General features: G+C 70.3%; 24 protein-coding genes and 1 tRNA gene. 14 read left to right on the top strand and 11 right to left on the bottom strand.

The window, feature by feature from the left end:
- Nucleotides 1-23: 23 nt before the first annotated feature.
- From ABD161_RS05830 to ABD161_RS05815, 4 genes are all read right to left on the bottom strand, one after another.
- The gene (locus ABD161_RS05830) at nucleotides 24-659 is read right to left on the bottom strand and encodes a DedA family protein (protein ID WP_344000560.1); all 636 of its coding nucleotides are present in this window, start codon (nucleotides 657-659) and stop codon (nucleotides 24-26) included.
- Between the two features lie 85 nt (nucleotides 660-744).
- Nucleotides 745-1,782, bottom strand: a complete 1,038-nt coding sequence (locus tag ABD161_RS05825; protein WP_344000558.1) for a glycosyltransferase family 2 protein — start codon at nucleotides 1,780-1,782, stop codon at nucleotides 745-747.
- Nucleotides 1,779-1,985: a hypothetical protein gene (locus ABD161_RS05820; protein ID WP_344000556.1), complete on the bottom strand. Its 207-nt coding sequence runs from the start codon at nucleotides 1,983-1,985 to the stop codon at nucleotides 1,779-1,781. Before ABD161_RS05820 ends, ABD161_RS05825 begins: the two co-directional genes overlap by 4 nt.
- A 172-nt stretch (nucleotides 1,986-2,157) precedes the next feature.
- Nucleotides 2,158-2,913, bottom strand: coding sequence for an MIP/aquaporin family protein (locus tag ABD161_RS05815; RefSeq protein WP_344000555.1), 756 nt, complete (start codon nucleotides 2,911-2,913; stop codon nucleotides 2,158-2,160).
- A gap of 95 nt (nucleotides 2,914-3,008) precedes the next feature.
- Between ABD161_RS05815 and ABD161_RS05810 the strand changes: the two genes are divergently transcribed.
- Nucleotides 3,009-3,878, top strand: coding sequence for a metalloregulator ArsR/SmtB family transcription factor (locus ABD161_RS05810; protein ID WP_344000553.1), 870 nt, complete (start codon nucleotides 3,009-3,011; stop codon nucleotides 3,876-3,878).
- A gap of 15 nt (nucleotides 3,879-3,893) precedes the next feature.
- Here the strand turns inward: ABD161_RS05810 and ABD161_RS05805 are convergent, their stop codons facing one another.
- Nucleotides 3,894-5,255 (bottom strand): FAD-dependent oxidoreductase, encoded by a 1,362-nt coding sequence (locus ABD161_RS05805; RefSeq protein ID WP_344000551.1) that lies wholly within the window; start codon nucleotides 5,253-5,255, stop codon nucleotides 3,894-3,896.
- Nucleotides 5,256-5,446: 191 nt separating this feature from the next.
- Here ABD161_RS05805 and ABD161_RS05800 point away from each other — a divergent pair, with 191 nt between their 5' ends.
- The 5 genes from ABD161_RS05800 to ABD161_RS05780 all read left to right on the top strand — a co-directional run bounded on the left by ABD161_RS05800 (nucleotide 5,447) and on the right by ABD161_RS05780 (nucleotide 9,872).
- Entirely contained in the window at nucleotides 5,447-6,412 is a 966-nt protein-coding gene (locus tag ABD161_RS05800) for a PstS family phosphate ABC transporter substrate-binding protein (protein ID WP_344000549.1), read from the top strand.
- 38 nt (nucleotides 6,413-6,450) lie between these two features.
- The gene (gene pstC, locus ABD161_RS05795; protein WP_344000547.1) at nucleotides 6,451-7,407 is read left to right on the top strand and encodes a phosphate ABC transporter permease subunit PstC; all 957 of its coding nucleotides are present in this window, start codon (nucleotides 6,451-6,453) and stop codon (nucleotides 7,405-7,407) included.
- Nucleotides 7,407-8,303: a phosphate ABC transporter permease PstA gene (gene pstA / locus ABD161_RS05790; protein ID WP_344000545.1), complete on the top strand. Its 897-nt coding sequence runs from the start codon at nucleotides 7,407-7,409 to the stop codon at nucleotides 8,301-8,303. The genes pstC and pstA overlap by 1 nt, the downstream gene beginning before the upstream one ends.
- Nucleotides 8,304-8,403: 100 nt before the next feature.
- Complete coding sequence (gene pstB, locus ABD161_RS05785) at nucleotides 8,404-9,177, top strand: phosphate ABC transporter ATP-binding protein PstB (protein ID WP_425560802.1); 774 nt, start codon at nucleotides 8,404-8,406, stop codon at nucleotides 9,175-9,177.
- On the top strand, nucleotides 9,174-9,872 hold the full coding sequence (locus tag ABD161_RS05780; RefSeq protein WP_344000541.1) for a hypothetical protein: 699 nt from the start codon (nucleotides 9,174-9,176) through the stop codon (nucleotides 9,870-9,872). Before pstB ends, ABD161_RS05780 begins: the two co-directional genes overlap by 4 nt.
- Nucleotides 9,873-9,878: 6 nt before the next feature.
- Here the strand turns inward: ABD161_RS05780 and ABD161_RS05775 are convergent, their stop codons facing one another.
- A complete protein-coding gene (locus ABD161_RS05775) occupies nucleotides 9,879-10,817 on the bottom strand; it encodes an arsenate reductase ArsC (RefSeq protein WP_344000538.1) in 939 nt (312 codons plus the stop codon).
- The gene (locus ABD161_RS05770) at nucleotides 10,814-11,134 is read right to left on the bottom strand and encodes an ArsR/SmtB family transcription factor (protein ID WP_344000536.1); all 321 of its coding nucleotides are present in this window, start codon (nucleotides 11,132-11,134) and stop codon (nucleotides 10,814-10,816) included. The genes ABD161_RS05775 and ABD161_RS05770 overlap by 4 nt, the downstream gene beginning before the upstream one ends.
- A 120-nt stretch (nucleotides 11,135-11,254) precedes the next feature.
- Between ABD161_RS05770 and ABD161_RS05765 the strand changes: the two genes are divergently transcribed.
- The 4 genes from ABD161_RS05765 (at nucleotide 11,255) to ABD161_RS05750 (ending at nucleotide 14,066) form a co-directional block, all read left to right on the top strand.
- Nucleotides 11,255-11,677: an arsenate reductase ArsC gene (locus ABD161_RS05765; RefSeq protein ID WP_344000534.1), complete on the top strand. Its 423-nt coding sequence runs from the start codon at nucleotides 11,255-11,257 to the stop codon at nucleotides 11,675-11,677.
- Nucleotides 11,674-12,321: an arsenate reductase ArsC gene (locus ABD161_RS05760; protein ID WP_344000532.1), complete on the top strand. Its 648-nt coding sequence runs from the start codon at nucleotides 11,674-11,676 to the stop codon at nucleotides 12,319-12,321. Before ABD161_RS05765 ends, ABD161_RS05760 begins: the two co-directional genes overlap by 4 nt.
- Nucleotides 12,322-12,432: 111 nt before the next feature.
- Nucleotides 12,433-12,873, top strand: coding sequence for an arsenate-mycothiol transferase ArsC (locus ABD161_RS05755; protein ID WP_344000530.1), 441 nt, complete (start codon nucleotides 12,433-12,435; stop codon nucleotides 12,871-12,873).
- The gene (locus ABD161_RS05750) at nucleotides 12,870-14,066 is read left to right on the top strand and encodes an MFS transporter (RefSeq protein WP_344000528.1); all 1,197 of its coding nucleotides are present in this window, start codon (nucleotides 12,870-12,872) and stop codon (nucleotides 14,064-14,066) included. Before ABD161_RS05755 ends, ABD161_RS05750 begins: the two co-directional genes overlap by 4 nt.
- A gap of 112 nt (nucleotides 14,067-14,178) precedes the next feature.
- On the opposite strand, the gene ABD161_RS05745 is transcribed toward ABD161_RS05750, so the two are convergent.
- Nucleotides 14,179-14,252: transfer RNA gene (locus ABD161_RS05745), tRNA-Gly, on the bottom strand.
- A 200-nt stretch (nucleotides 14,253-14,452) separates the two neighbouring features.
- Nucleotides 14,453-14,959, bottom strand: a complete 507-nt coding sequence (locus ABD161_RS05740) for a zinc-binding metallopeptidase family protein (RefSeq protein ID WP_344000526.1) — start codon at nucleotides 14,957-14,959, stop codon at nucleotides 14,453-14,455.
- A gap of 162 nt (nucleotides 14,960-15,121) precedes the next feature.
- On the opposite strand from ABD161_RS05740, the gene dcd reads away from it, so the two are divergent.
- From dcd to ABD161_RS05725, 3 genes are all read left to right on the top strand, one after another.
- A complete protein-coding gene (gene dcd / locus ABD161_RS05735) occupies nucleotides 15,122-15,727 on the top strand; it encodes a dCTP deaminase (RefSeq protein ID WP_344000524.1) in 606 nt (201 codons plus the stop codon).
- A gap of 215 nt (nucleotides 15,728-15,942) precedes the next feature.
- The gene (locus ABD161_RS05730; RefSeq protein ID WP_344000522.1) at nucleotides 15,943-16,668 is read left to right on the top strand and encodes an HAD family hydrolase; all 726 of its coding nucleotides are present in this window, start codon (nucleotides 15,943-15,945) and stop codon (nucleotides 16,666-16,668) included.
- The gene (locus tag ABD161_RS05725; RefSeq protein WP_344000520.1) at nucleotides 16,661-17,842 is read left to right on the top strand and encodes a zinc-binding dehydrogenase; all 1,182 of its coding nucleotides are present in this window, start codon (nucleotides 16,661-16,663) and stop codon (nucleotides 17,840-17,842) included. The genes ABD161_RS05730 and ABD161_RS05725 overlap by 8 nt, the downstream gene beginning before the upstream one ends.
- 61 nt (nucleotides 17,843-17,903) lie before the next feature.
- On the opposite strand, the gene ABD161_RS05720 is transcribed toward ABD161_RS05725, so the two are convergent.
- Nucleotides 17,904-18,770: a glycerophosphodiester phosphodiesterase gene (locus tag ABD161_RS05720; RefSeq protein ID WP_344000518.1), complete on the bottom strand. Its 867-nt coding sequence runs from the start codon at nucleotides 18,768-18,770 to the stop codon at nucleotides 17,904-17,906.
- Between the two features lie 153 nt (nucleotides 18,771-18,923).
- Nucleotides 18,924-19,286, bottom strand: coding sequence for a YchJ family protein (locus ABD161_RS05715; protein ID WP_344000694.1), 363 nt, complete (start codon nucleotides 19,284-19,286; stop codon nucleotides 18,924-18,926).
- A gap of 69 nt (nucleotides 19,287-19,355) precedes the next feature.
- Here ABD161_RS05715 and ABD161_RS05710 point away from each other — a divergent pair, with 69 nt between their 5' ends.
- The gene (locus ABD161_RS05710) at nucleotides 19,356-19,703 is read left to right on the top strand and encodes a hypothetical protein (protein WP_344000516.1); all 348 of its coding nucleotides are present in this window, start codon (nucleotides 19,356-19,358) and stop codon (nucleotides 19,701-19,703) included.
- Nucleotides 19,704-19,710 lie beyond the last annotated feature (7 nt).

The raw sequence follows: 19,710 nt of genomic DNA, 5'->3' as shown, positions 1-19,710 counted from the left end.
CTGTCACCGCGATCGGCGTGAGCTCACACCGTCTCACTGCGGGTCGCGGGATCGCGCCTCCAGGCCACGATCCGATCGGCGGTCAGACCCGCCGCGAGCGCGATGCCCACGGCGATCATCGACACGGCGAGCGGATCGAGCGGCACGAGCGTGCCCACCACCAGGGCGAGAGCGGTCGTCACGGTCACCCAGCCCGTCGCGGCGAGCAGGCTGAGGGGCACGAACCGCCGCCACGGCATCCCCGCGGCTCCTGCGGCAACGTTCACCGCCACGCGGAGCACGGGAATGAACCTGCCCGTCAGGATGATCCCGGCCGGCCGGTAGTCCATCTCGCGCTGGAGGCGTCGCACCAGGGGAGATGACCGCCGCGAGGCCTGGCCCCGCGCGGAGGCGGCGGCGATCCGGCGGCCGGCCGCGAAGGCGAGATTGTCGCCGATCCATGCGCCGACGATCGCGACCACCAGGATCAGCGGAAGCATCGCGGGAGAGTTCGTCCAGGCGACGACCGTGCTCGCGACGAGGACGGTCTCGCTCGGCACCGGAGGGAAGAACCCGTCGAGCACGCACACCGCGAACAGCACGAGGGGCATCCACGGGGACGTCGCGGCGGCGACGAGAGCGTCCTGCAGGGCGACGAAGAAGGCGAAGATCAGGTCCATGGGCGTTCCCGCCAGTCCTGGATGCCAACGGCTCCTCGCCGCGGCACGACGGCGAGCCCTCGGCCCGCGGCCGACACCTGCGCGTTCATGCGGGCACCGCCTCCGGCTGTTGGGTGGTCGCGGTGTCGACAGCGTCTGCGCGGACGGCCGGGGCCGGGGCGGCGCGCCGGGCGGGGACGACCGCGTGCAGCACGCGCGCCCACCAGTACGCGGCCTTGAGCAGCAGCTGCGGCGCGCGCAGGTACCACTCGTCGATTCCGTGCGCCGCGTACGTCCGCTCGAAGCGCTCGACGTAGGCATTGAATGCGGCGGGTGACGACGACAAGCGCCGCGCCGATGCCCCGGCGCGCATTGCGGGGAGATAGCGGACCGCGATTCCGGCGTCGTAGAGGTGCACGGACAGGTCGATGTCCTCGTGCAGCAGGTCGAGCGGATCGGGGCACACCTCGTCGCGGATCTCCCGCCACGCGCTCGCACGGATCGCCATGTTGCAGCCGTACAGGAACGGGTAGCGGCGACCGAGGCGCCGCAGTGCCCGGCGCGCGAGGTCGTCCGAGACGGCGGGGCCGCGGAAAGGCAGGTCGTAGTACGCGACCGGTCCCGACACGGCGCCGACGGCCGGATCCCTCATCGCCGCGGTGACCTGCTCGACCCAGTCGCGGCCGATCACGGTGTCGGCGTCGATGCGGCCGAGGACGTCGCCGCTCGCCACCACGAACCCGATGTCGCGCGTGGGGATCAGACCGACCTGCGCATGCTGGGTGATCACCCGGATCCGCGCGTCGGGGTGGCGCTCGGCGACGCGCCGGGCGATCGAGGAGGTCGCGTCGCTGGAGCGGTTGTCGACGACGAGGATCTCCCAGGCCGCGACGGTCTGGTCGGCGGCGGCGAGCAGGCACCGTTCGATCACCTCTTCCTCGTCGTGTGCGGGGATGACGATCGACACGGTGGGAGTGGGGCGTCGTCGCGACCGGTCGGCGGGCCGGCGCGTCCCGTTGCCGGAGAGGCGACGAGGCCGGGTGCCGGCGGCTCCGGATGCGACGAGCCCGCGATGGACCGTCGCCGGGAGCGGCGCGTGGATGGTGGCGGCGTCACTCGGACGCGGGGCCCATGCCTGGCTCATCGTCGACCGAGGCTGCGCAGCACGGCTGCCAGCCGCTGCGCGCCCGAGGCTGCGAAGCCGATGATGAGCAGCACGCTGCCGGCGGCGAAGAACGCGACGTGAAGCAGCACGAGGCCGAACGCGGCCGCTGCCGGCGCAGGCGGGTCCGCCAGGGCGACGGGGGCGTTCACGCGCGGCTCCCGCGCGACATCCAAGATCTCCATGCCGGAAACGTACGGCGCGCGCGGGGGCGGCGAATCAGCCTGCAGGTGTCATCTGGGGGATACCACGGTATGACTTCTGCCATCCCGGGACGGCTCAGCTGTCGTCGCTCGGGCCCTTCGCCCGCCGGAGGGGGCAGGCATACGCGGCTCGATGAGCGAGATGAGCAGGATGCTACCGAGTGCTCACGGCGCGACCGTCGCGACGGAAGCCCGCGCGCAAGCTGTCACCGCGGCGAGCGCCCGCCATGGGGCGGTCCGAGCGTGCTTGTGGCGTCAACCAAGAGGTCAGCACGAGCCCGAGCGCTCCGCCGACGAACTGAGCGACGAGGAACCAGGGTGCGGACGCTGGAGCGATCCCCGCGAAGGTGTCGGAGAACATCCGCCCGATCGTGATGGCCGGGTTGGCGAAACTCGTTGACGCGGTGAAGAAGTATGCCGCTCCGATGTATGCGCCGACCGCGGGCGCCGCGAGATGCCCCCGTCCGGTGCGCACCAGCATGAAGATCACGAGGACGAGGCCCGCCGTCGCTACGACCTCGGAGATCAGATTCATCGGCGTCGCCCGTGCGGTGGTGCTCCAGGCAACGGCCGGCGCGGCGAACATCACGTTCGAGAGGATCGCGCCCGTGATGCAGCCGAGCACCTGCGCGGCAACGTACGGCCCGACGTCCCGCCAGCGCCGACCGCCGACGATCGCGTCGGCGACCGTGACGACCGGGTTGAAATGTGCGCCCGAGATCGGCTGGAAAAGGATGATGAGCACGCCGAGGCCGAGAGCGGTGGCGAACGCGTTCTCGAGGAGCTGGAGCCCGACGTCCCCTGGCGAGAGTCGCTGCGCCATGATCCCCGAGCCGATGACGATCGCCGCGAGCAGCAGGCTTCCAAGGAACTCCGCCGTCAGCGGGCGAGCGACCGAGTCGGGACGCATGGGCCTGGCCTCACTATTCATAGATGGCAGTCTATGGGATGGGCAATCGTCACGATCGCATGTCTCGGTACTGCGGTCGTCATAGACTGCGATCTATGGATTCGGGGACGGTGCTCACGACGATCGCAGACCCGACGCGCCACCGGATCCTGCGGCTGATCCTGTCCGCGCCGAACCAGCACGCACGGGTCGGAGAGCTGGCCGAATCGCTCGGGTTGCGCCAGCCCACCGTGACGCACCACATGAAGGCCCTGCTGTCCGCCGGCATCGTGACTCGCCGCCCGGAGGGTCGAATCGTCTGGTTCGCGCTCGTTCCGGAGCATCACGACATGGTCGCCGCACTCGTCGGCGCTGAACCAGACAGCGCCCCGCCCGACCTGGACCGCATCTCCGCCGATCTCGCCGTGCGCTTCCGCGGCGTCTTCAGCCCCGAAACCGTCGAGGCGTACGTGCACGAGAGCGCCGAACTGCTCGCGCGAGACGGATCCCCGCCGCCCCTCCTCGCGTCGCGCACGGCCGCGTTCACCGCTTCCCGCCTCGAGGCCCTTGCGCGACCCCGTGGCACCGATCGAGACCGCCCTGAGGTGCTGTTCGTATGCGTGCAGAACGCGGGCCGCTCCCAACTGGCGGCAGCGATCCTGCGCCACCTCGCCGGCGATCGAGTGAGCGTCCGCACGGCCGGCTCGATGCCCGCGCCCGACATGCGCTCGACCATTGCGACGGCGCTCGACGAGATCGGCGTGCCGATCGGCGGCGAGTACCCCAAGCCACTCACGGACGAGGCTGTGCGCGCAGCGGATGTCGTGGTCACGATGGGCTGTGGCGACGCTTGCCCGGTGTATCCGGGGCGTCGCTACCTCGACTGGGACCTCGATGATCCTGCGGGTCTGCCACTCTCCGGAGTACGGCCCATCCGGGACGACATCGAAACCCGCGTGCGCGTGCTGCTCGACGAGTTGGTCTGAGCCGCCGGGGGGAACTCAGCGCTCGCCGGCGGTGCGCTCCCAGGCCTGCGCCGCAGCCTGCACCGCATCCCACGGCGATCCCAACGTGGGCGTGTACGACAGATCCAGTTCGCTCACCTGCGGCACCGTGAGCCCCGCGTGCAACGCGACCGCGAAGGTGTCCACCCGCTTGGCGGTCTCGGTGCCGAGGCGCCCGACGAGCTGCGCGCCCAGCAGTCGCTGATCTCGGCGATCGCCGGTGACGCGGATGGTGATCGGCTGCGCACCCGGGTAGTAGCGCTTGTGGTCGTCGGCGACCGCAGTCGCGCTCAACGGACCGAACCCGGCTGCCGTCGCCTCGTGATCGCGCAGCCCGGTGCGCGCCGCAACCAGATCGAAGACCTTGACGACCTGCGTGCCCACGGATCCGGCGAAGGTCACTGATCCGCCGACCGCGTTCTCGCCCGCGATCCGGCCCTGCTTGTGGGATGTCGTGCCCAGCGGCAGGTAAGTCTCGCCGAGCTGACGGTGGTGTGTGACGACGCCGTCCCCAGCCGCCCACACGTGCGGTAGTCCGGTGCGCATCTGCGGATCGACCGCAACGGCGCGGCCGGCACCGAGTCGCGCGCCGGCAGCTTCGAGCAGCGCGGTGTTGGGGCGTACTCCCACGACCAGCAAGACGACGTCTGCCTCGTGCGTGCCGTCGGTCGCGACGACCGTGAGCGATCCGTCCTCGCCCTTCTCGATGCCGCTTACGGCGGATCCGGTGCGTACGATCACGCCGTGGTCGACGAGCTCGGCGTGCACCTGCGCGGAGAGCTCGGGCTCGAGGGTCGAGAGCACTTCAGGGCCGCGCTGCAGGATGGTGACCTCCATGCCGCGCCCCATGAACCCTTCGGCCATCTCGAGGCCGACGTAGCCCGCGCCGATGATGGTCGCCCGACGCGGCTGACGCTCTGCGAGGAACCGGTCGAGCGCGAAGGTGTCGCCCATCGAGTGGAGCACGTGCACGCCGTCGTCGGGGCCGAGCCGATCGAGCCCCGCGATCCCGGCATGCGCCGGAAGGGCGCCGGTCCCGACGATCAGCTCGTCGTACGCGATGTCACTCTCCCCGGATGCGTCACGCACCCTGAGCCGGCGCCGCTCGACGTCAATGGCGGTCGCGAGGGTGTCCAGGCGCAGTGCCATACCGGCGGCCTCGAGGTCCTCGCGGGTGCGGTGAGCGAGTGACTGCCAGGGGGTCACGTCGCCGGAGAAGTAGTACGGGATGCCGCAGATCGAGTAGTTCGGGTAGGCGTCCGCGACGACGACGGTGACATCGTGCTCGGGAGCGAGCTCTCGGGCACGGAGAGCAGCGGAGATGCCGGCGTCGCTGCCGCCGACGATGACGAGGTGCATGAGGCGATCCTTTCAGTCCTCGGACCGCCTGCTCCGGCGGCTGCGCGCAGAGTTCGCGCGAATCAGGCCGGGCGTTCACCCCCCGTTCACATAGATGGCTTTCTATCTGAGTCAGATAGAAGCTCACCTATCTGACTGCCGTGCCCTGCGGTGGTCTCCACGGCCACACGGCCCTGCACCGAAAGAGCATCGTGAAAAAGACCACAGCCAAGATCCTCGCGCCGGCCGCGCTCGGCGTCATCGCCCTCCTCCTCGCCGGCTGCGGCGGCCAGCAGCAGGAGCCGGCCGCCGCCAACTCGGCTGGCTCCGGCGACGGTGCGGCCAGCGGCGCCGTCAACACCGACGGCTCCTCGACGGTCGGCCCGCTCACCGAGGCCGCAGCGGACCTGTTCCGCGACGTCGAGCCCGGCGTCAACGTCTCGGTCGCCACATCGGGCACCGGCGGCGGATTCAAGACCTTCTGCGCCGGCGAAACCGACATCTCCAACGCCTCGCGCGCGATCAAGGACGAGGAGGCCGCGGCGTGCGAGGCGGCGGGGATCGAGTACACCGAGATCGTCGCCGCCAACGACGGCCTGTCGGTCATCATCAACCCCGAGAACGACTGGGCCACCGACCTCACGGTCGAGCAGCTCAACAAGATCTGGGCGCCCGATTCCGAGGGGAAGGTCACCAGCTGGAACCAGGTCGACGCGTCGTTCCCCGATGTGCCCCTCGCCCTGTTCGGCGCCGGTACCGACTCCGGCACATTCGACTACTTCACCGACGCCATCAACGGCGAAGAGGGTGCGATCCGCGCCGATTACAGCCCGTCCGAGGACGACAACATCACGATCCAGGGCGTCGCGGGCGCCGAGGGTGGCATCGGGTTCCTCGGCCTGAGCTACGTCGAGGAGAACGAGGGCGTGATCGTCGGAGCGTCTGTGAACGGCGTCACGCCCAGCGTCGAGACCGTGCAGGACGGCAGTTACACGCCGCTCGGCCGGCCGCTGTTCATCTACGTCAACAACGCGTCGTACGCCGAGAAGCCCCAGGTGAAGGCGTTCGTCGACTACTACGTCGAGAACGCGGTCGAGATCGCCGAGCGCGCCCTGTTCGTGCCGCTCACCGACGACCAGATCGTCACCGCACAGGACGAGCTCGCCTCGCTCGGCTGACCTCGCCTGACCGCTCGCAACACAGGAGGGATCGCCGAATGGCATCCACCACCGCGACAGTCGAGGGCCCGAAGACGTCTTCGGGCCCTCGGCCGCACGGCCAATTCGCGCCCCGCCGCCGCATCGGCGAGGCCATCATCAAGCAGATCCTGCGTGTCGCCGCGCTGTTCACGATCATCACGACCGTCGGCATCCTGATCGCCCTGCTGATCCCGTCGGTGGAGTTCTTCGCCGAGGTGCCCGTGCTCGAGTTCCTGTTTGGCACGAGGTGGGCGCCACGGTTCGCCGACGCCTCCTTCGGGGTCGTACCGCTCGTGACCGCGACCCTGTGGACTACGGCGATCGCGCTCGTCGTCGCGGTGCCACTGGGGCTCGGGGCAGCGATCATGCTGTCCGAGTACGCCCACCCGCGCCTGCGGCGGGTGCTGAAGCCGCTGCTGGAGATCCTCGCCGGCGTGCCGACCGTCGTCTACGGGTTCTTCGCGCTGCAGTTCGTGCAGAACGTGGTGCTGAAGGAGTGGCTGCAGCTGCGAACCGACGCCTTCAGCGTCCTGGCGGCAGGTCTGGTGATGGGCGTGATGATCGTCCCCACCATCGCGTCCCTGTCGGAGGACGCCATGTCCGCGGTCCCCAGCGCGCTGCGCCAAGGCAGCGCGGCTCTCGGAGCCAACCGCATGCAGACCTCGCTGCGTGTCGTCGTGCCGGCCGCGCTTTCCGGGATCGTCGCTGCAGTCGTGCTCGGCATCTCCCGCGCCGTCGGCGAGACCATGATCGTCGCGATCGCTGCCGGGAACCAGGCACGCATCGTCGGCGGAGCCCTCGAGCAGGGGCAGACCATGACCGGCTTCATCGCCAACGCCGCGCTCGGTGACTCCCGCGTCGGCAGTCTCGAGTACAACACCCTCTTCGCGGTCGGGCTGCTGCTGTTTCTCATCACGCTGGCGATCAACTTCATCAGCATCCGGTTCGTCCGTCGTTTCCGGGAGGCCTACTGATGCACGCCACCAGGACCATCCGCCCCGCGCGATTGCGCAGTGGCGTGCCCCGCGAGTACCGGCCGTTGCCGCTGCTGTTCCTCGCGGCACTGTGGCTGTCGCTGCTCGTCGCCTTCGCCGTCCTCGCGACCCTGCTCGTGACGATCCTCCTCGAAGGCTGGCCGATGCTGTCGACCCGCCTGTTCACCGACTATCCGTCCGCCGACCCGGCCGAGGCTGGCGCGCGCCCGGCATTCCTCGGCTCGGTATGGGTCATCATCACCACCGCCGTGCTGACCCTGCCCCTCGGCATCGCCGCGGCCGTGCACCTGGAAGAGTTCGCCGACAACAGCCGCTGGTACAACCGGCTCATCGAACTGAACGTGCAGAACCTCGCCGCCGTGCCCTCGATCATCTACGGACTGCTGGCGCTCGGGTTCCTCTCACTCCTGCAGGTGTCGAACAAGAACATCGTCATCGGTGGCGCGCTGGCGCTGTCGCTGCTCATCCTGCCCGTCATCATTATGGCCACCCGCGAGGGGCTCAGATCCGTGCCGGGCGAGATCCGGGACGCGTCCCTCGCGCTGGGGGCGACGCAATGGCAGACCGTCTGGCGGCAGGTGCTCCCGGCCTCCGTGCCGAGCATCGCGACGGGCTCCATCCTCGCCCTGTCGCGAGCCTTGGGCGAGGCAGCGCCTCTGCTGGTGCTCGGCGCTCTCGTCTACATCACGTTCGACCCCAACGGGCTGCTCAGCGGGTACACGACGCTGCCGATCCAGATCTTCAACTGGACGGGCCGCCCTCAGGAGGGTTTCCACCAGCTTGCCGCCGCCACCAGCGTGATGCTGCTAGTCGTGCTGCTGATGATGAACGCCCTCGCCATCTACATCCGCAACAAGTTCCAGAAACGGTGGTAACCCGATGACCGACCCGATCCTTACGTCCGCGGGCGCACACGATCCGCATCCTCAGTTCCACTCGAGCGGCGGTCGCACCCTCGCCGACAAGCCGTCCGGGCTGCTGCGCTGCGAGGATGTCGATGTCTACTACGGCTCCTTCCGGGCTGTGACCGGCGTGGATCTCGAGTTCGGCACGCACGAGATCACCGCGCTCATCGGTCCGTCCGGCTGTGGCAAGTCCACCGTCCTGCGCTCGCTGAACCGCATGAACGACCTCATCGAAGGCGCGCACGTGAGCGGCAAGGTCGTCTTCCTCGACGAAGACATCTACGCCGCCGGCGTGGACCCGATCGAGGTGCGCCGCCGTATCGGCATGGTCTTCCAGAAGCCGAACCCTTTCCCGAAGTCCATCTACGACAACATCGCGTACGGCCCGCGCGTCACCGGCATGAAGGTCGACAGCATGGACGACCTCGTCGAAGAGGCCCTCACCAAAGCGGCCCTCTGGGCAGAGGTGAAGGACAAACTCAAGCAGTCGGCGTTCGGGCTCTCGGGTGGACAGCAGCAGCGCCTGTGCATCGCCCGCACGATCGCAGTCAAGCCGGACGTGATCCTGATGGACGAGCCGTGCTCGGCGCTCGATCCGATCGCCACAATGCGCATCGAGGACCTGATGCACGAGCTGCGCCGCGACTACTCGATCGTGATCGTCACCCACAACATGCAGCAGGCTGCGAGGGTCGCCGACCGCACCGCATTCTTCACCGCGCAGGTCGACGCGACCAACGGATCCCGCACCGGCGTGCTCGTGGAGTACGGCAAGACTGCCCAGATCTTCGAGCATCCGCGCGACCAGCGCACCGAGGACTACATCTCCGGCAGGTTCGGATGATTCCGCCGGACGACGCGGTGCGATTCATCGCCCTCGTCGATCCGGCGGTGGCCGTGCGCGGATCCGCCGCGGAGTTCCGCCACGTCGGAGCGACGATCGTTGCCCGCGATGACCCGCTCGACGCGATCGCGGAGACACGCAGGGAACCGACATCGGCGCTTGTGGTCGCCTCGGACCTCGCCGGGCACGCGGCCGCGCGTGTCATTGAGCTCGCCGCCGTGGCATGCGACGCACCCGTCTTCCTCGGCCTCGGCAGAGACGTCGACGAGCAGAGCATCCGCGCGGCTTTCGCGGCCGGCGCTCGGGGCACTGTGGCCCTGCCGCTCACGCCGGACCGCGTCGCGCGGCTCGTGCGGACCCTGCCAGGTATCCGTGCGGGGGATGCGACGTCCGATCCGGTGTATGCCGCGGGTGACCTGGTCGTGGACACGCGACGGCACCAGGTGACCTGGCGCGGGGAGATCATCGCCGTCCCGCCGCAGGAGTTCGCCGCGCTGCTCACGCTCGCCCGGGCCTACCCGTACCTGGCGACCATCGACGAGATCGCCCAGCAGTACATCGGCAACCGCACCGACCCCTACCTCGCTGCCCGCCGCATCATCCGCCGGATCCGCGTCCGCCTCTCGGAGTCCTCCACTGCCGGGGAGCTCGCCGTCCAGACTGTCGTCGGTGTCGGGTACCGTCTGGCCTGCTGAGCTGCCTCAGAGCACCCGCATCTCCTCGAGCAGGTCCTCGACCCGCGCTCGGATGCCGTCGCGAACCCCTCGGAGGCCGGCGTCATCGAGCAGCAGCGGGTCGTCCATCTCCCACTCCATGTACCGGCGTCCGGGGTAGACGGGGCACGCATCGCCGCAGCCCATCGTGATGACGTAGTCCGCGGCGCGGACGACCTCGTCGGTCAGCGGCTTGGGGAAGTCGTCCGTGATCGGCACGCCGGCCTCTTCGAGGACCGCATGGATCCGGGGGTGAACGGCGTGCCGTGGCGCGGAGCCCGCGGTGCGCACGTGCACCGCACCGCCTGCCAGATGCCTCATGTACGCGGCGGCGATCTGGGAGCGGCCTGCGTTCTGCACGCAGACGAACAGCACCTCGGGGGTGCCTCGCAGCACTCGCGACGTCGAGGTGGCCAGGGCGTCGAGCCGCTCAGCGGCATACCGGGCGGTCAACGTGGCGAGGTGTCCCTGCGCCTTCGCTCGCTGGCTCAGCAGCAGATAGCTCTCGGCGACATAGCGGGAGACGGTCTGTGGGCTGAATGTCGAGCCGAAGCGGTAGGCGAGATCGCGCGCCACGCTCTCGATCGCAGGCGGCAGCGCCACGATCGGCCGTTCCTCGGTCTCCTCAGGAGCGTGCGGGGGTACGACGGCGAGCATGCGACCGAACCGCACCCAGGCATCGGCGGTCAGCTCCGCGGCGCCCGATTCGTCAGTGTGGATCATGCCGGCCGCGCGGAGGACGTCGCGGGCGGCCAGGGCGCGCTCGGCGGAGACGTGCAGGACTTCGGCCAACGCGTCGGAGGGCGCTCCGGCGGCGATGGCGCTCAACACCCGCAGGTGAAGGGCCTCCCCGAGGACAGCGGCCTGCCTCGCGCGCGCCTGTGCCTCGTCCACGTCGAGCGGTCGCCCGATCCGGTGAGCGCTCACCGCAGGAGGTCCTCCACGGCGGCTCGCCGGTGTGGCGCGATCGAGAGCCAGATGAACTTCCCCTCACGCTCGCGCACGAGAAGCCCATCCTCGTCCAGGATCCGCACGTGGTGGGTCACCGTCGGCTGGCTCACCCCGAGTGCGTCCGCCAGTTGGCCGATGGTCGCCCGCTCGCCATCCGAGCCGAGGATCACGCTGAGCAGCTGCAGCCGCGTCGGGTCCGCCACCGCACGCAGGGTCCGCGCCAACTCCTCCGCGGTGTCGCGGGCGAGGGGGTTTCCCGACGAATGGCCGGGTACCGGCGACAGGGCGTTCACATCCCGAGTGTATCGATACTCGCCTATATGAACGTCGAGAGGAGGTGGCGGGTAAACGCACTTCACAATACATAGATGGTGATCTATGCTTCTTGTACGTCCACCCAGCGAGGAGCACTCATGACCGACACCGCCAAGCCCACAGTTCTGTTTGTCTGCGTCCACAACGCCGGCCGCTCGCAGATGGCCGCCGGATACCTGCAGGCCCTCGCCGGTGACCGCGTGCAGGTGCTCTCTGCCGGCTCCGCCCCGAAAGACCAGATCAATCCCGTCGCCGTCGAGGCCATGGCTGAGGAAGGCATCGACATCGCCGGCAACACCCCGAAGGTGCTCACCGTCGAGGCCGTCAAGGAGTCGGACGTGGTGATCACCATGGGCTGCGGCGACGCCTGCCCGATCTTCCCCGGTAAGCGGTACGAGGACTGGGAGCTCGACGACCCGGCAGGCCAGGGGATCGCCGCCGTCCGCCCGATCCGCGATGAGATCCGCACCCGCATCGAGGCGCTGATCGCCGAGATCGCCCCGGCAGAGGAAGCGGCATGAACGCCCCCGGCGGGCTCCTGTCCGCAGACGCCGTGCTGCATCGCGCGGCCGAGCGGCTCGCGGTCCGCTTCGACGGGATCGTGGGCGAGGAGACCGTCGAGCGAATCGTGTTCGAGTCGTACACCGCCCTGGCCCGCACCGCGAAGGTCACTACGCTGCTGCCACCTCTCGCTGAGCATTTCGCACAGGACCGCCTTCTCGCCCTGGCGCAGTCCAAGGGACTGATCGACAAGGCCGTGCCCGAGGTGCTGTTCGTCTGCGTTCAGAACTCGGGCCGCTCGCAGATGGCCGCCGCGATCACCCGCATGATCGCCGGCGATCGCGTCCACGTCCGCTCCGCTGGGTCACAGCCCGGCGAGCAGATTTTGCCCGTCGTCACCGAGGTGCTTGCGGAGATCGGCGCAGACGTGTCGGCCGAGTTCCCCAAGCCCCTCACCGATGACGTTGTGCGCGCCGCCGACGCCGTCGTCACCATGGGGTGCGGCGATGCCTGCCCCGTGTACATCGGCAAGCGATACCTCGACTGGCACCTCGCCGACCCGGAGGGCCTCGACGTCGACGGCGTCCGCCGCGTCCGCGACGAGATCCGCGAGCACGTCGAAGCGCTGATCTCCGAGATCGCCCCGGCCGCGCACGCCAGCTGAGTCACCGATACCGGGGCGGCCGATTCCGGGCGGCCGCCCCTCTGCCTGTTCACCGCCAGGCAACCAGCGTGCCGTAACGTCGGCACGCCACTCCGACACCGAGGAATCACCATGACCGACGCCACAGTCGACCCGGCGACCACCGATCGCCCCACCGTGCTGTTCATCTGCACGCACAACGCCGGCCGCTCCCAGCTCGGTGCCCACCTTCTCAGCCTCGTTGCCGGAGACCGGTTCACCGCGATCAGCGGCGGCATCGCCCCCGCCGATGCGCCGAGCCCGACGACGGTCGCGACACTCGCCGAGCTGGGCGTCGACGCCTCACACGCATTCCCGCGCGCCGTCACCCCCGAAGACCTCCAGACGGCCGATGTCGTCGTCACGATGAAGCCCGGGCTCACGCTCCCCGGACCGGTCGCCGGGGAGCTCGTCGAATGGACCTTCCCGGATCCCGCGAACTGGAATGAAGACGGCGTCCGCGAGCTGCGGGACCACATCCGCGAGGCGGTCACGGGTCTGGCCGAGCGACTGCGCCCCACCGCGACCGCGTGAGCCACGCCGGCTCGAGCGAGTCGGCCGCGCGCACGGAGCCGTGGCAGCCCTGGCGACTCGCGGCGCTGTCTGTCGCGCAGGTTGTGAGCTGGGGGATCCTCTTCTACGCGATGATCGTCGCCGCCCCGGTCGTCACGGATGACACCGGCTGGCCGCTGCCCCTGGTCACGACGCTGTTCTCCATCGGCCTTGTCGTGTCCGCGCTTGTGGGCGTGCCGGTAGGCCGCTGGCTCGATGCGCACGGCCCGCGCGACATCATGACCGCGGGCAGTGTCGTCGGAGTGGCGGGGCTGTTGGTCGTGAGCGTCGCTCCTTCGCCCTGGATCTTCGGCCTGGGCTGGGTCATCGCCGGCGCGGCCCAGTCGGCTGTGCTCTACCAGGCCGCCTTCACGGTCCTCGCCCGCCGCTACGACCTGCGTCGGCGGGGTGCGATGACCATCCTCACCCTTGCCGGCGGACTCGCCTCGACGATCTTCGCTCCGATCGTTGCTGCCCTGCTGGCCATCACCGACTGGCGCACCACGTTCCTGATCCTGACGGTGGTCCTCGCGGTGGTGACCATCCCGGTGCACTGGTTCACGCTCGAACGACGGTGGGCGCCGGCCCCCGACCGGCATGCGGAGCCGGATGCCCACAGCGTCCGCGGCGTGCTCCGGACGCGTCGGTTCTGGGCGCTGCAGATAGCCACCCTCCTGCTGGTGACCGGGCTGTACATGGTCACCCTCGCGATCATCCCGCTCTTCACGGAGAAGGGCATGAGCTATGAACTCGCTGCCTGGTCGCTCGGCCTTCTCGGCGCCGGCCAGGTCGCGGGCCGGCTTCTGTATGTGGCAATCCCGCATACCGCCCGTCCCTGGGTGCCCCTCGTCGTGACCGCGTCCCTCGCAGCCGTTGCCCTGTCGGCGCTCGCCCTCGTCCCGGGACCGCAGTGGCTGCTCGTCGTGATCGCGGTCGCCGCGGGCGCGGTCCGCGGCGCGCAGACTCTCGTTCAGGGGTCCGCCGTGATCGAACGCTGGGGTGCGCGCAGCTACGGCAGCATCAACGGGGTGTTCGCGGCCCCCATCACGATCGTCTCCGCGATCGGGCCCGCCCTCGGACCGCTCGCTGCGACGGCGGCAGGCGGATACGCGCCGATGGCGCTGGTGGCAGCTGGTGCCGCGCTGATCGCGGTCGGCGTCGCCCGGTACTCCTGAAAGCCCGGGACGTTCACGGGCCGTGGTTCGTCGGGCAAGCAGACGCGAGACCTCGCGGGCCGGGCAGCCAGAGTTTCGCGAACGGATGTCGCGAGTTTCGCGAACATCCCAATGGAGGGGCTGACGGGAATCGAACCCGCGCTGTCTGCTTGGGAAGCAGAAGTTCTGCCATTGAACTACAGCCCCGTACGCGCCGGAGCGCGTGAGAGCCAGCATAACAGCGCTCCGGATGTCGGCCCGGCATCGGCGAGTGCACATCCTCCGCGCGACCGAACAGCCTGCGGGATGTGCGATCGCGGCGGGGATGTGCGCCAGGCGCACCGGATGTGATCGCGCGCAGGAGCGGAGGCGGCGGCATCCGGGGATGCCGCCTCCGCTGGCTCGTGTCAGCGCTTGCCGCCGCCCGTGATGGCGCGCGTCAGCTTGTTGAGCACCATCAGTGCTCCCACGCCGATGGCCGCGGCGACCCACGGCTTGCGGCGCACGAACGACTTCGTCTCGGTCAGCATCGCCCCGGCGTCCTGCTCGGACACCCAGTCTGAAGCGTGCTTCAGGCCGTCCGACGCCTTGCCGGCGATGTCGCCGACAACGCCCTCGCTACCGGCGAGTGAGGCGACCTTCTCGCCGGCGGTGCGCAGGCCCTCGGCCACCTTCTGCTGCGCGGCGTTCGGCTCGGTGAGGTACTGCTCGGACGAAGGCGACGTGTCGCCGACCGGGTCGCCCGCACCCGCACCCGCAGCACCCGCCCCTGTCGTGCTCGTGTCGCTCGCCGGCGTGGTGCTCGTCTCGTCCGGCGTCGTCGTGCCCGCGGCCGCGGCGGCCGCCTCCTTCGCGCCCGTGGCGGTGGTCGGCTTCGCCCCGGTGTCTGCGCTGCTCGTCTCGTTCTGGGACATGGCGTCTCCTTCCGGCGTCGTGAACTCTGCCTCCGATCTAACGCCGATGCGGTGCAAAGCGCGCGCGGGTTGACGTGCGCGGGGAACGTGTGCCACGCGTCGCGTCACCACCGCGGGGACGGGCGGCGGATGGCCACGCCCGCTTGGCAATACAGTGGTGGCGTGCTGCTCTCGGACCGCGACATCAAAGACGAGCTCGACTCCGGCCGCGTCGGCCTGGACCCGTACGACCCCGCGATGGTGCAGCCGTCGAGCGTCGACGTCCGGCTCGACCGCTACTTCCGGCTGTTCGACAACCACAAGTACCCCTTCATCGACCCCGCCGAGGATCAGCCCGACCTGACGCACCTGGTCGAGGTCGCGCCGGACGAGCCGTTCATCCTGCACCCCGGCGAGTTCGTGCTGGGCTCGACGTACGAGACCGTCACGCTGCCGGATGACGTCGCCGCGCGCCTCGAGGGGAAGTCGTCGCTCGGCCGCCTCGGCCTGCTGACCCACTCGACCGCCGGATTCATCGATCCCGGATTCTCGGGCCACGTCACGCTCGAGCTGTCGAACGTTGCGACCCTGCCGATCAAGCTGTGGCCCGGCATGAAGATCGGCCAGCTCTGCTTCTTCCGACTCACCTCGCCCGCCGAGAATCCCTACGGCTCGGGCGCGTACGGCAACCGCTACCAGGGCCAGCGCGGGCCCACGGCGTCGCGCTCGTTCCAGAGCTTCCACCGCACGGATGTGTCGGGCGCGGGGAGCGCCGCTTCGGGGGCTTGAGACCTGAGCCGGATCGAGGCCGGATTCGCGGCGCGGGTGCCTCTGCACGTAGGGAAGCAGAAGGCGGGAGCGTGAAGGCTCTCCCGGTGCCGGCGGAAGGCTCGGTTAACGGCGCCTGAACAATGCCCGGCGTGGAAAAGTCCGCGCGAAACCGGGTGTCAGGCTGGGGTGTTCGATCCGGCGAAGCCGCCGGATCGGCTTCGAGAGGGGACCCCATGGCCGATTCCGGAACGCGCCAGATCGAGCTCGTGGTGCTCGACATGGCAGGCACGACGGTGCGCGACGACGGCGTCGTCGAGCGCGCCTTCCAGCGCGCCCACGAGCGCACAGGAGTCGCCGATCGGATGAGCTGGGACGACGCCCTCCAGTACGTCCGCGACACCATGGGGCAGTCGAAGATCGACGTGTTCACCCACCTCGCGGGCGGCGACGTCGTCCGCGCCGAGGAGGCGACCGCGGCCTTCGAACGCGCCTACGCCGAGCTCATCGTCGAGGAGGGCGTGGAGCCCATCCCCGGCGCGCGCGAGCTGCTCGAGGACCTCCGCGACGCCGACATCGCCGTCGTCCTGACGACGGGCTTCGCGCCCGTGACCCGCGACGCCCTGATCGAGGGCCTCGGCTGGGGCGACCTGATCGACGTGGCGCTGTCGCCCGTCGACGTCGGACGCGGCCGTCCTGCCCCCGACCTCGTGCTCGGCGCGGCGCTGTTCGCCCAGGTCTCCGGCATCGCGGCCGTCGCCGTGGCGGGCGACACCGCGAGCGACGTCGCCTCGGGGCTGTCGGCCGGCGCGGGCCTCGTCGTCGGCGTGCTCAGCGGCGCCCACGACCGCGCCACGCTCGAAGCCGCCGGCGCCCACCACGTGATCGACGACGTCTCCGGCCTGCGAACGCTCATCGGGCTGCCCGCTGTCGCGCCCATGGCGACCTCGGGCGGTGTCTGACGTGGCGACGCCGGCCCTCATCCCGACGCCCACCCCGGCATCCGCCCCGGTCACGCGCGACGTCGTCCTCGAGCCGCCGGCGGTCGCCATGGTGTGGACGGGCGTCGGACGCCCGCACGAGATCGTCGCCGTCCCCGGTGTTGTACTCGCCCCCGGCGAGACGCTCGTGGCGATCGAGCTCGCCACCGTCTGCGGATCCGATGTCCACACCGTCGAGGGGCGCCGTCCCGCGCCGGCGCCGCTGGTGCTGGGGCACGAGTACGTGGGCCGCGTGATCGACGTCGTCGACGGGGTGCGCGCGGTGGACGGCGCGCCCGTGCACGTGGGCGATCGCATCGTCTGGTCGATCATGGCCGGCTGCCGCGACTGCGACCGCTGCCGGCGCGGCCTGCCGCAGAAGTGCCGGTCGCTGCTGAAGTACGGCCACGAGCGCATCCAGGTGCACTGGGAGCTGACCGGCGGCTTCGCGACGCACGCGCACCTGCGGCCGGGCACGGCGATCGTGCGCATCGGCGAGGCCCTGCGCGCCGAGGTCGCCGCCCCGGCTGCCTGCGGCGGCACCACCGCCTGGGCCGCGCTCGAGGGGGCCGAGGACATCGCGGATCTCGACGGTGCGACGATGCTCATCCTGGGGGCCGGGCTCATCGGCCTGACCGCGTGCGCGATGGCGGTCGACCGCGGCGCGACCGTCGTCGTCGCGGATCCGGATCCCTCCCGCCGTGCGCTCGCCATGCGCTTCGGGGCGGCGCAGGTCGCCGATCCGACGGATCCCCGCGGCCTCACGGCTGCCCTGGCGGCCACCGGACGGCCCGAGTACGACGTCGTCCTCGAGGCGTCGGGATCGCCCAGGGCGCTGCGCTCGGCGATCGACGCGGTGGGCGTCGGCGGCGTGGTTCTGCTCGTGGGCAGCGTCTTCCCCACCGAGCCGCTGCAGCTCGACCCGGAGCGCCTTGTGCGCGGACTCGTGACGATCCGCGGCGTCCACAACTACGCCCCGCGTGACCTCGACGGCGCCATCCGCTGGCTGTGCGAGCACGCGGGGGAGCGCCCGTTCGAGGAGCTCGTGAGCGCCCGCTACCCGCTGACGCAGATCGACCAGGCGCTCGCCGCGGCCGCCTCGGGAGCCGCGGTGCGGGTCGGCGTCGACCCGCGCGACGCCCAGCGGCGGCGCTGACCCGCCCACGACGCGAGAAGCCCCCGGCGACCGATGGCCGCCGGGGGCTTCCGCCGTCGGATCAGCCCTGGTTGCGCTCGTGAAGCAGGTTCTCGAGCACGTCGGGGGTGTTGGTGATGATGCCGTCGACGTCCCAGTCGAGCAGGCGCGTCATCGTCGGCACGTCGTTGACGGTCCAGACGTTGACGTCCAGGCCGAGGGCGTGCACCGCGTCGATGTAGTCCTCGGTGGTCTGGCCGGCGCTCGGGTTGATCTGGTCGGCCCACTCGGCGTACGCGGGAAGATCGGCGACCGCGGGCTTGCCCAGCAGGCCGACCGGCGTCTCGGGCGCGAGGTCGGAGTACGTCTTCATCGAGGTCCAGTTGAAGCTCTGCACCGACAGGCGGCCGCTCGCCAGGGCCGAGTTCACGTAGCCCGGGAACGAGTCGAACACGTCGATGACCTTCTGCTCGACGCCCGGGTACAGCTCGGGCGACTTGAGCTCCATGATGATGCCGGCGCGGCTCTTGCGGACCTGCTCGATCATCTCGGCGAGGGTCGGCACCGGCTCGCCCGCGAACTCGGGGCCGAACCACGAGCCGGCGTCGAGCTGCTTGATCTCGGCGAGCGTGAAGTCCTTGACGTTCCACGGCGCGCGGTCGGGGAAGACCTCCTCGACGTTCGTCGTGCGCGTGAGGGTCGTGTCGTGGATCAGGACGGTCTCGCCGTCCTTCGTCAGCTGGACGTCCGACTCGATCCAGGTGGCGCCCTGCTCGATGCCGAGCTGGAAGGCGGCGAGCGTGTTCTCCGGGGCATAGGCCATGGCGCCGCGGTGGGCCGTGGTCACCACCGACACCTTCTCGGGCTGGGCGGCGAACGAGGGGGTGGATGCGCCGACGGCGGCGAGGGCGCCGACGACGACGGTGGCGGTGAGGTGGCGGATGCGCACGAGGATCTCCGTTTCGATGGGGAGCGTTGACCTCCTCCACGCTTCCGGGCGCGGGCGCGCCGCGGATGACCGCGGGCTGACGACCTGGCGACGACTCGCCCGGCGGGGTGGCGGGCGGGTGACGTGGCGTCGAAGATCCGTCGGAAAGGTGTGTCAGGCCTTGACGTCGCCGTCGACGTAGACCCACCGGCCGCCCCGCTGCGCGAAGCGGCTGCGCTCGGACAGGGCGCCCATCCCGAGCGGTGTCTCGTACACGGCGACGAACTCGACCTCGTCCCCGGAGGCGTCGACGATCTCGAGGCCGGCCCAGCGCAGGCCCTCCTCGAACTCGACCGTCTTCGGCCGCGTGCCCGGATGCCAGGTGCGCAGCAGGTAGTCGGCGTCGCGTCGCGCGAAGGCGCTGTAGCGCGAGCGCATCAGCTGCTCGGGCGTCTCGGCGAGGCGGGCGCCGGTGTGCAGGGGGCCGCAGCACGCGGTGTACGCCTGCCCGCTTCCGCAGGGGCAGGGCTCGAGCATGCTCACCCCCTCAGCGTAGGTCCCCGCCGGAGCCGCCGCGGAACACTCCGCCGGGCGTACCCTGTGCCCGTGGCCTACGACGAGGAGCTGGCGGATCGGATCCGCGCGTACGTGCCGGACACCCCGGAGACCCGCGAGATCCGGATGTTCGGGGGGCTCTGCTGGACGATGCGCGGACACATGGTGGCCGGCGCCATCCGTTCGGAGCTGCTCATCCCCCTCGGCGAGCTGGAGCTCCACGAGGCGCTCGCTCGCGGCGCGCATCCGCTCTCGATGGGTCAGCGCACGATGAGCGGCTTCGTCGGCCTCTCCCATCCAACAGACGAGCAGCTGGACGAGTGGATCGCGGCGGCGGTCGCCCGTTCCCTGACGCGACCGCCGAAGCCGCCGAAGACGCGCACTCCTCGTGCGCCCTGAGAATGCG

Origin of the sequence: Microbacterium paludicola, from assembly GCF_039529675.1 — a bacterium.
In the GTDB taxonomy this organism is placed as follows: Bacteria; Actinomycetota; Actinomycetes; order Actinomycetales; family Microbacteriaceae; genus Microbacterium; species Microbacterium paludicola.
This window is presented reverse-complemented; position numbering and strand designations above follow the sequence as displayed.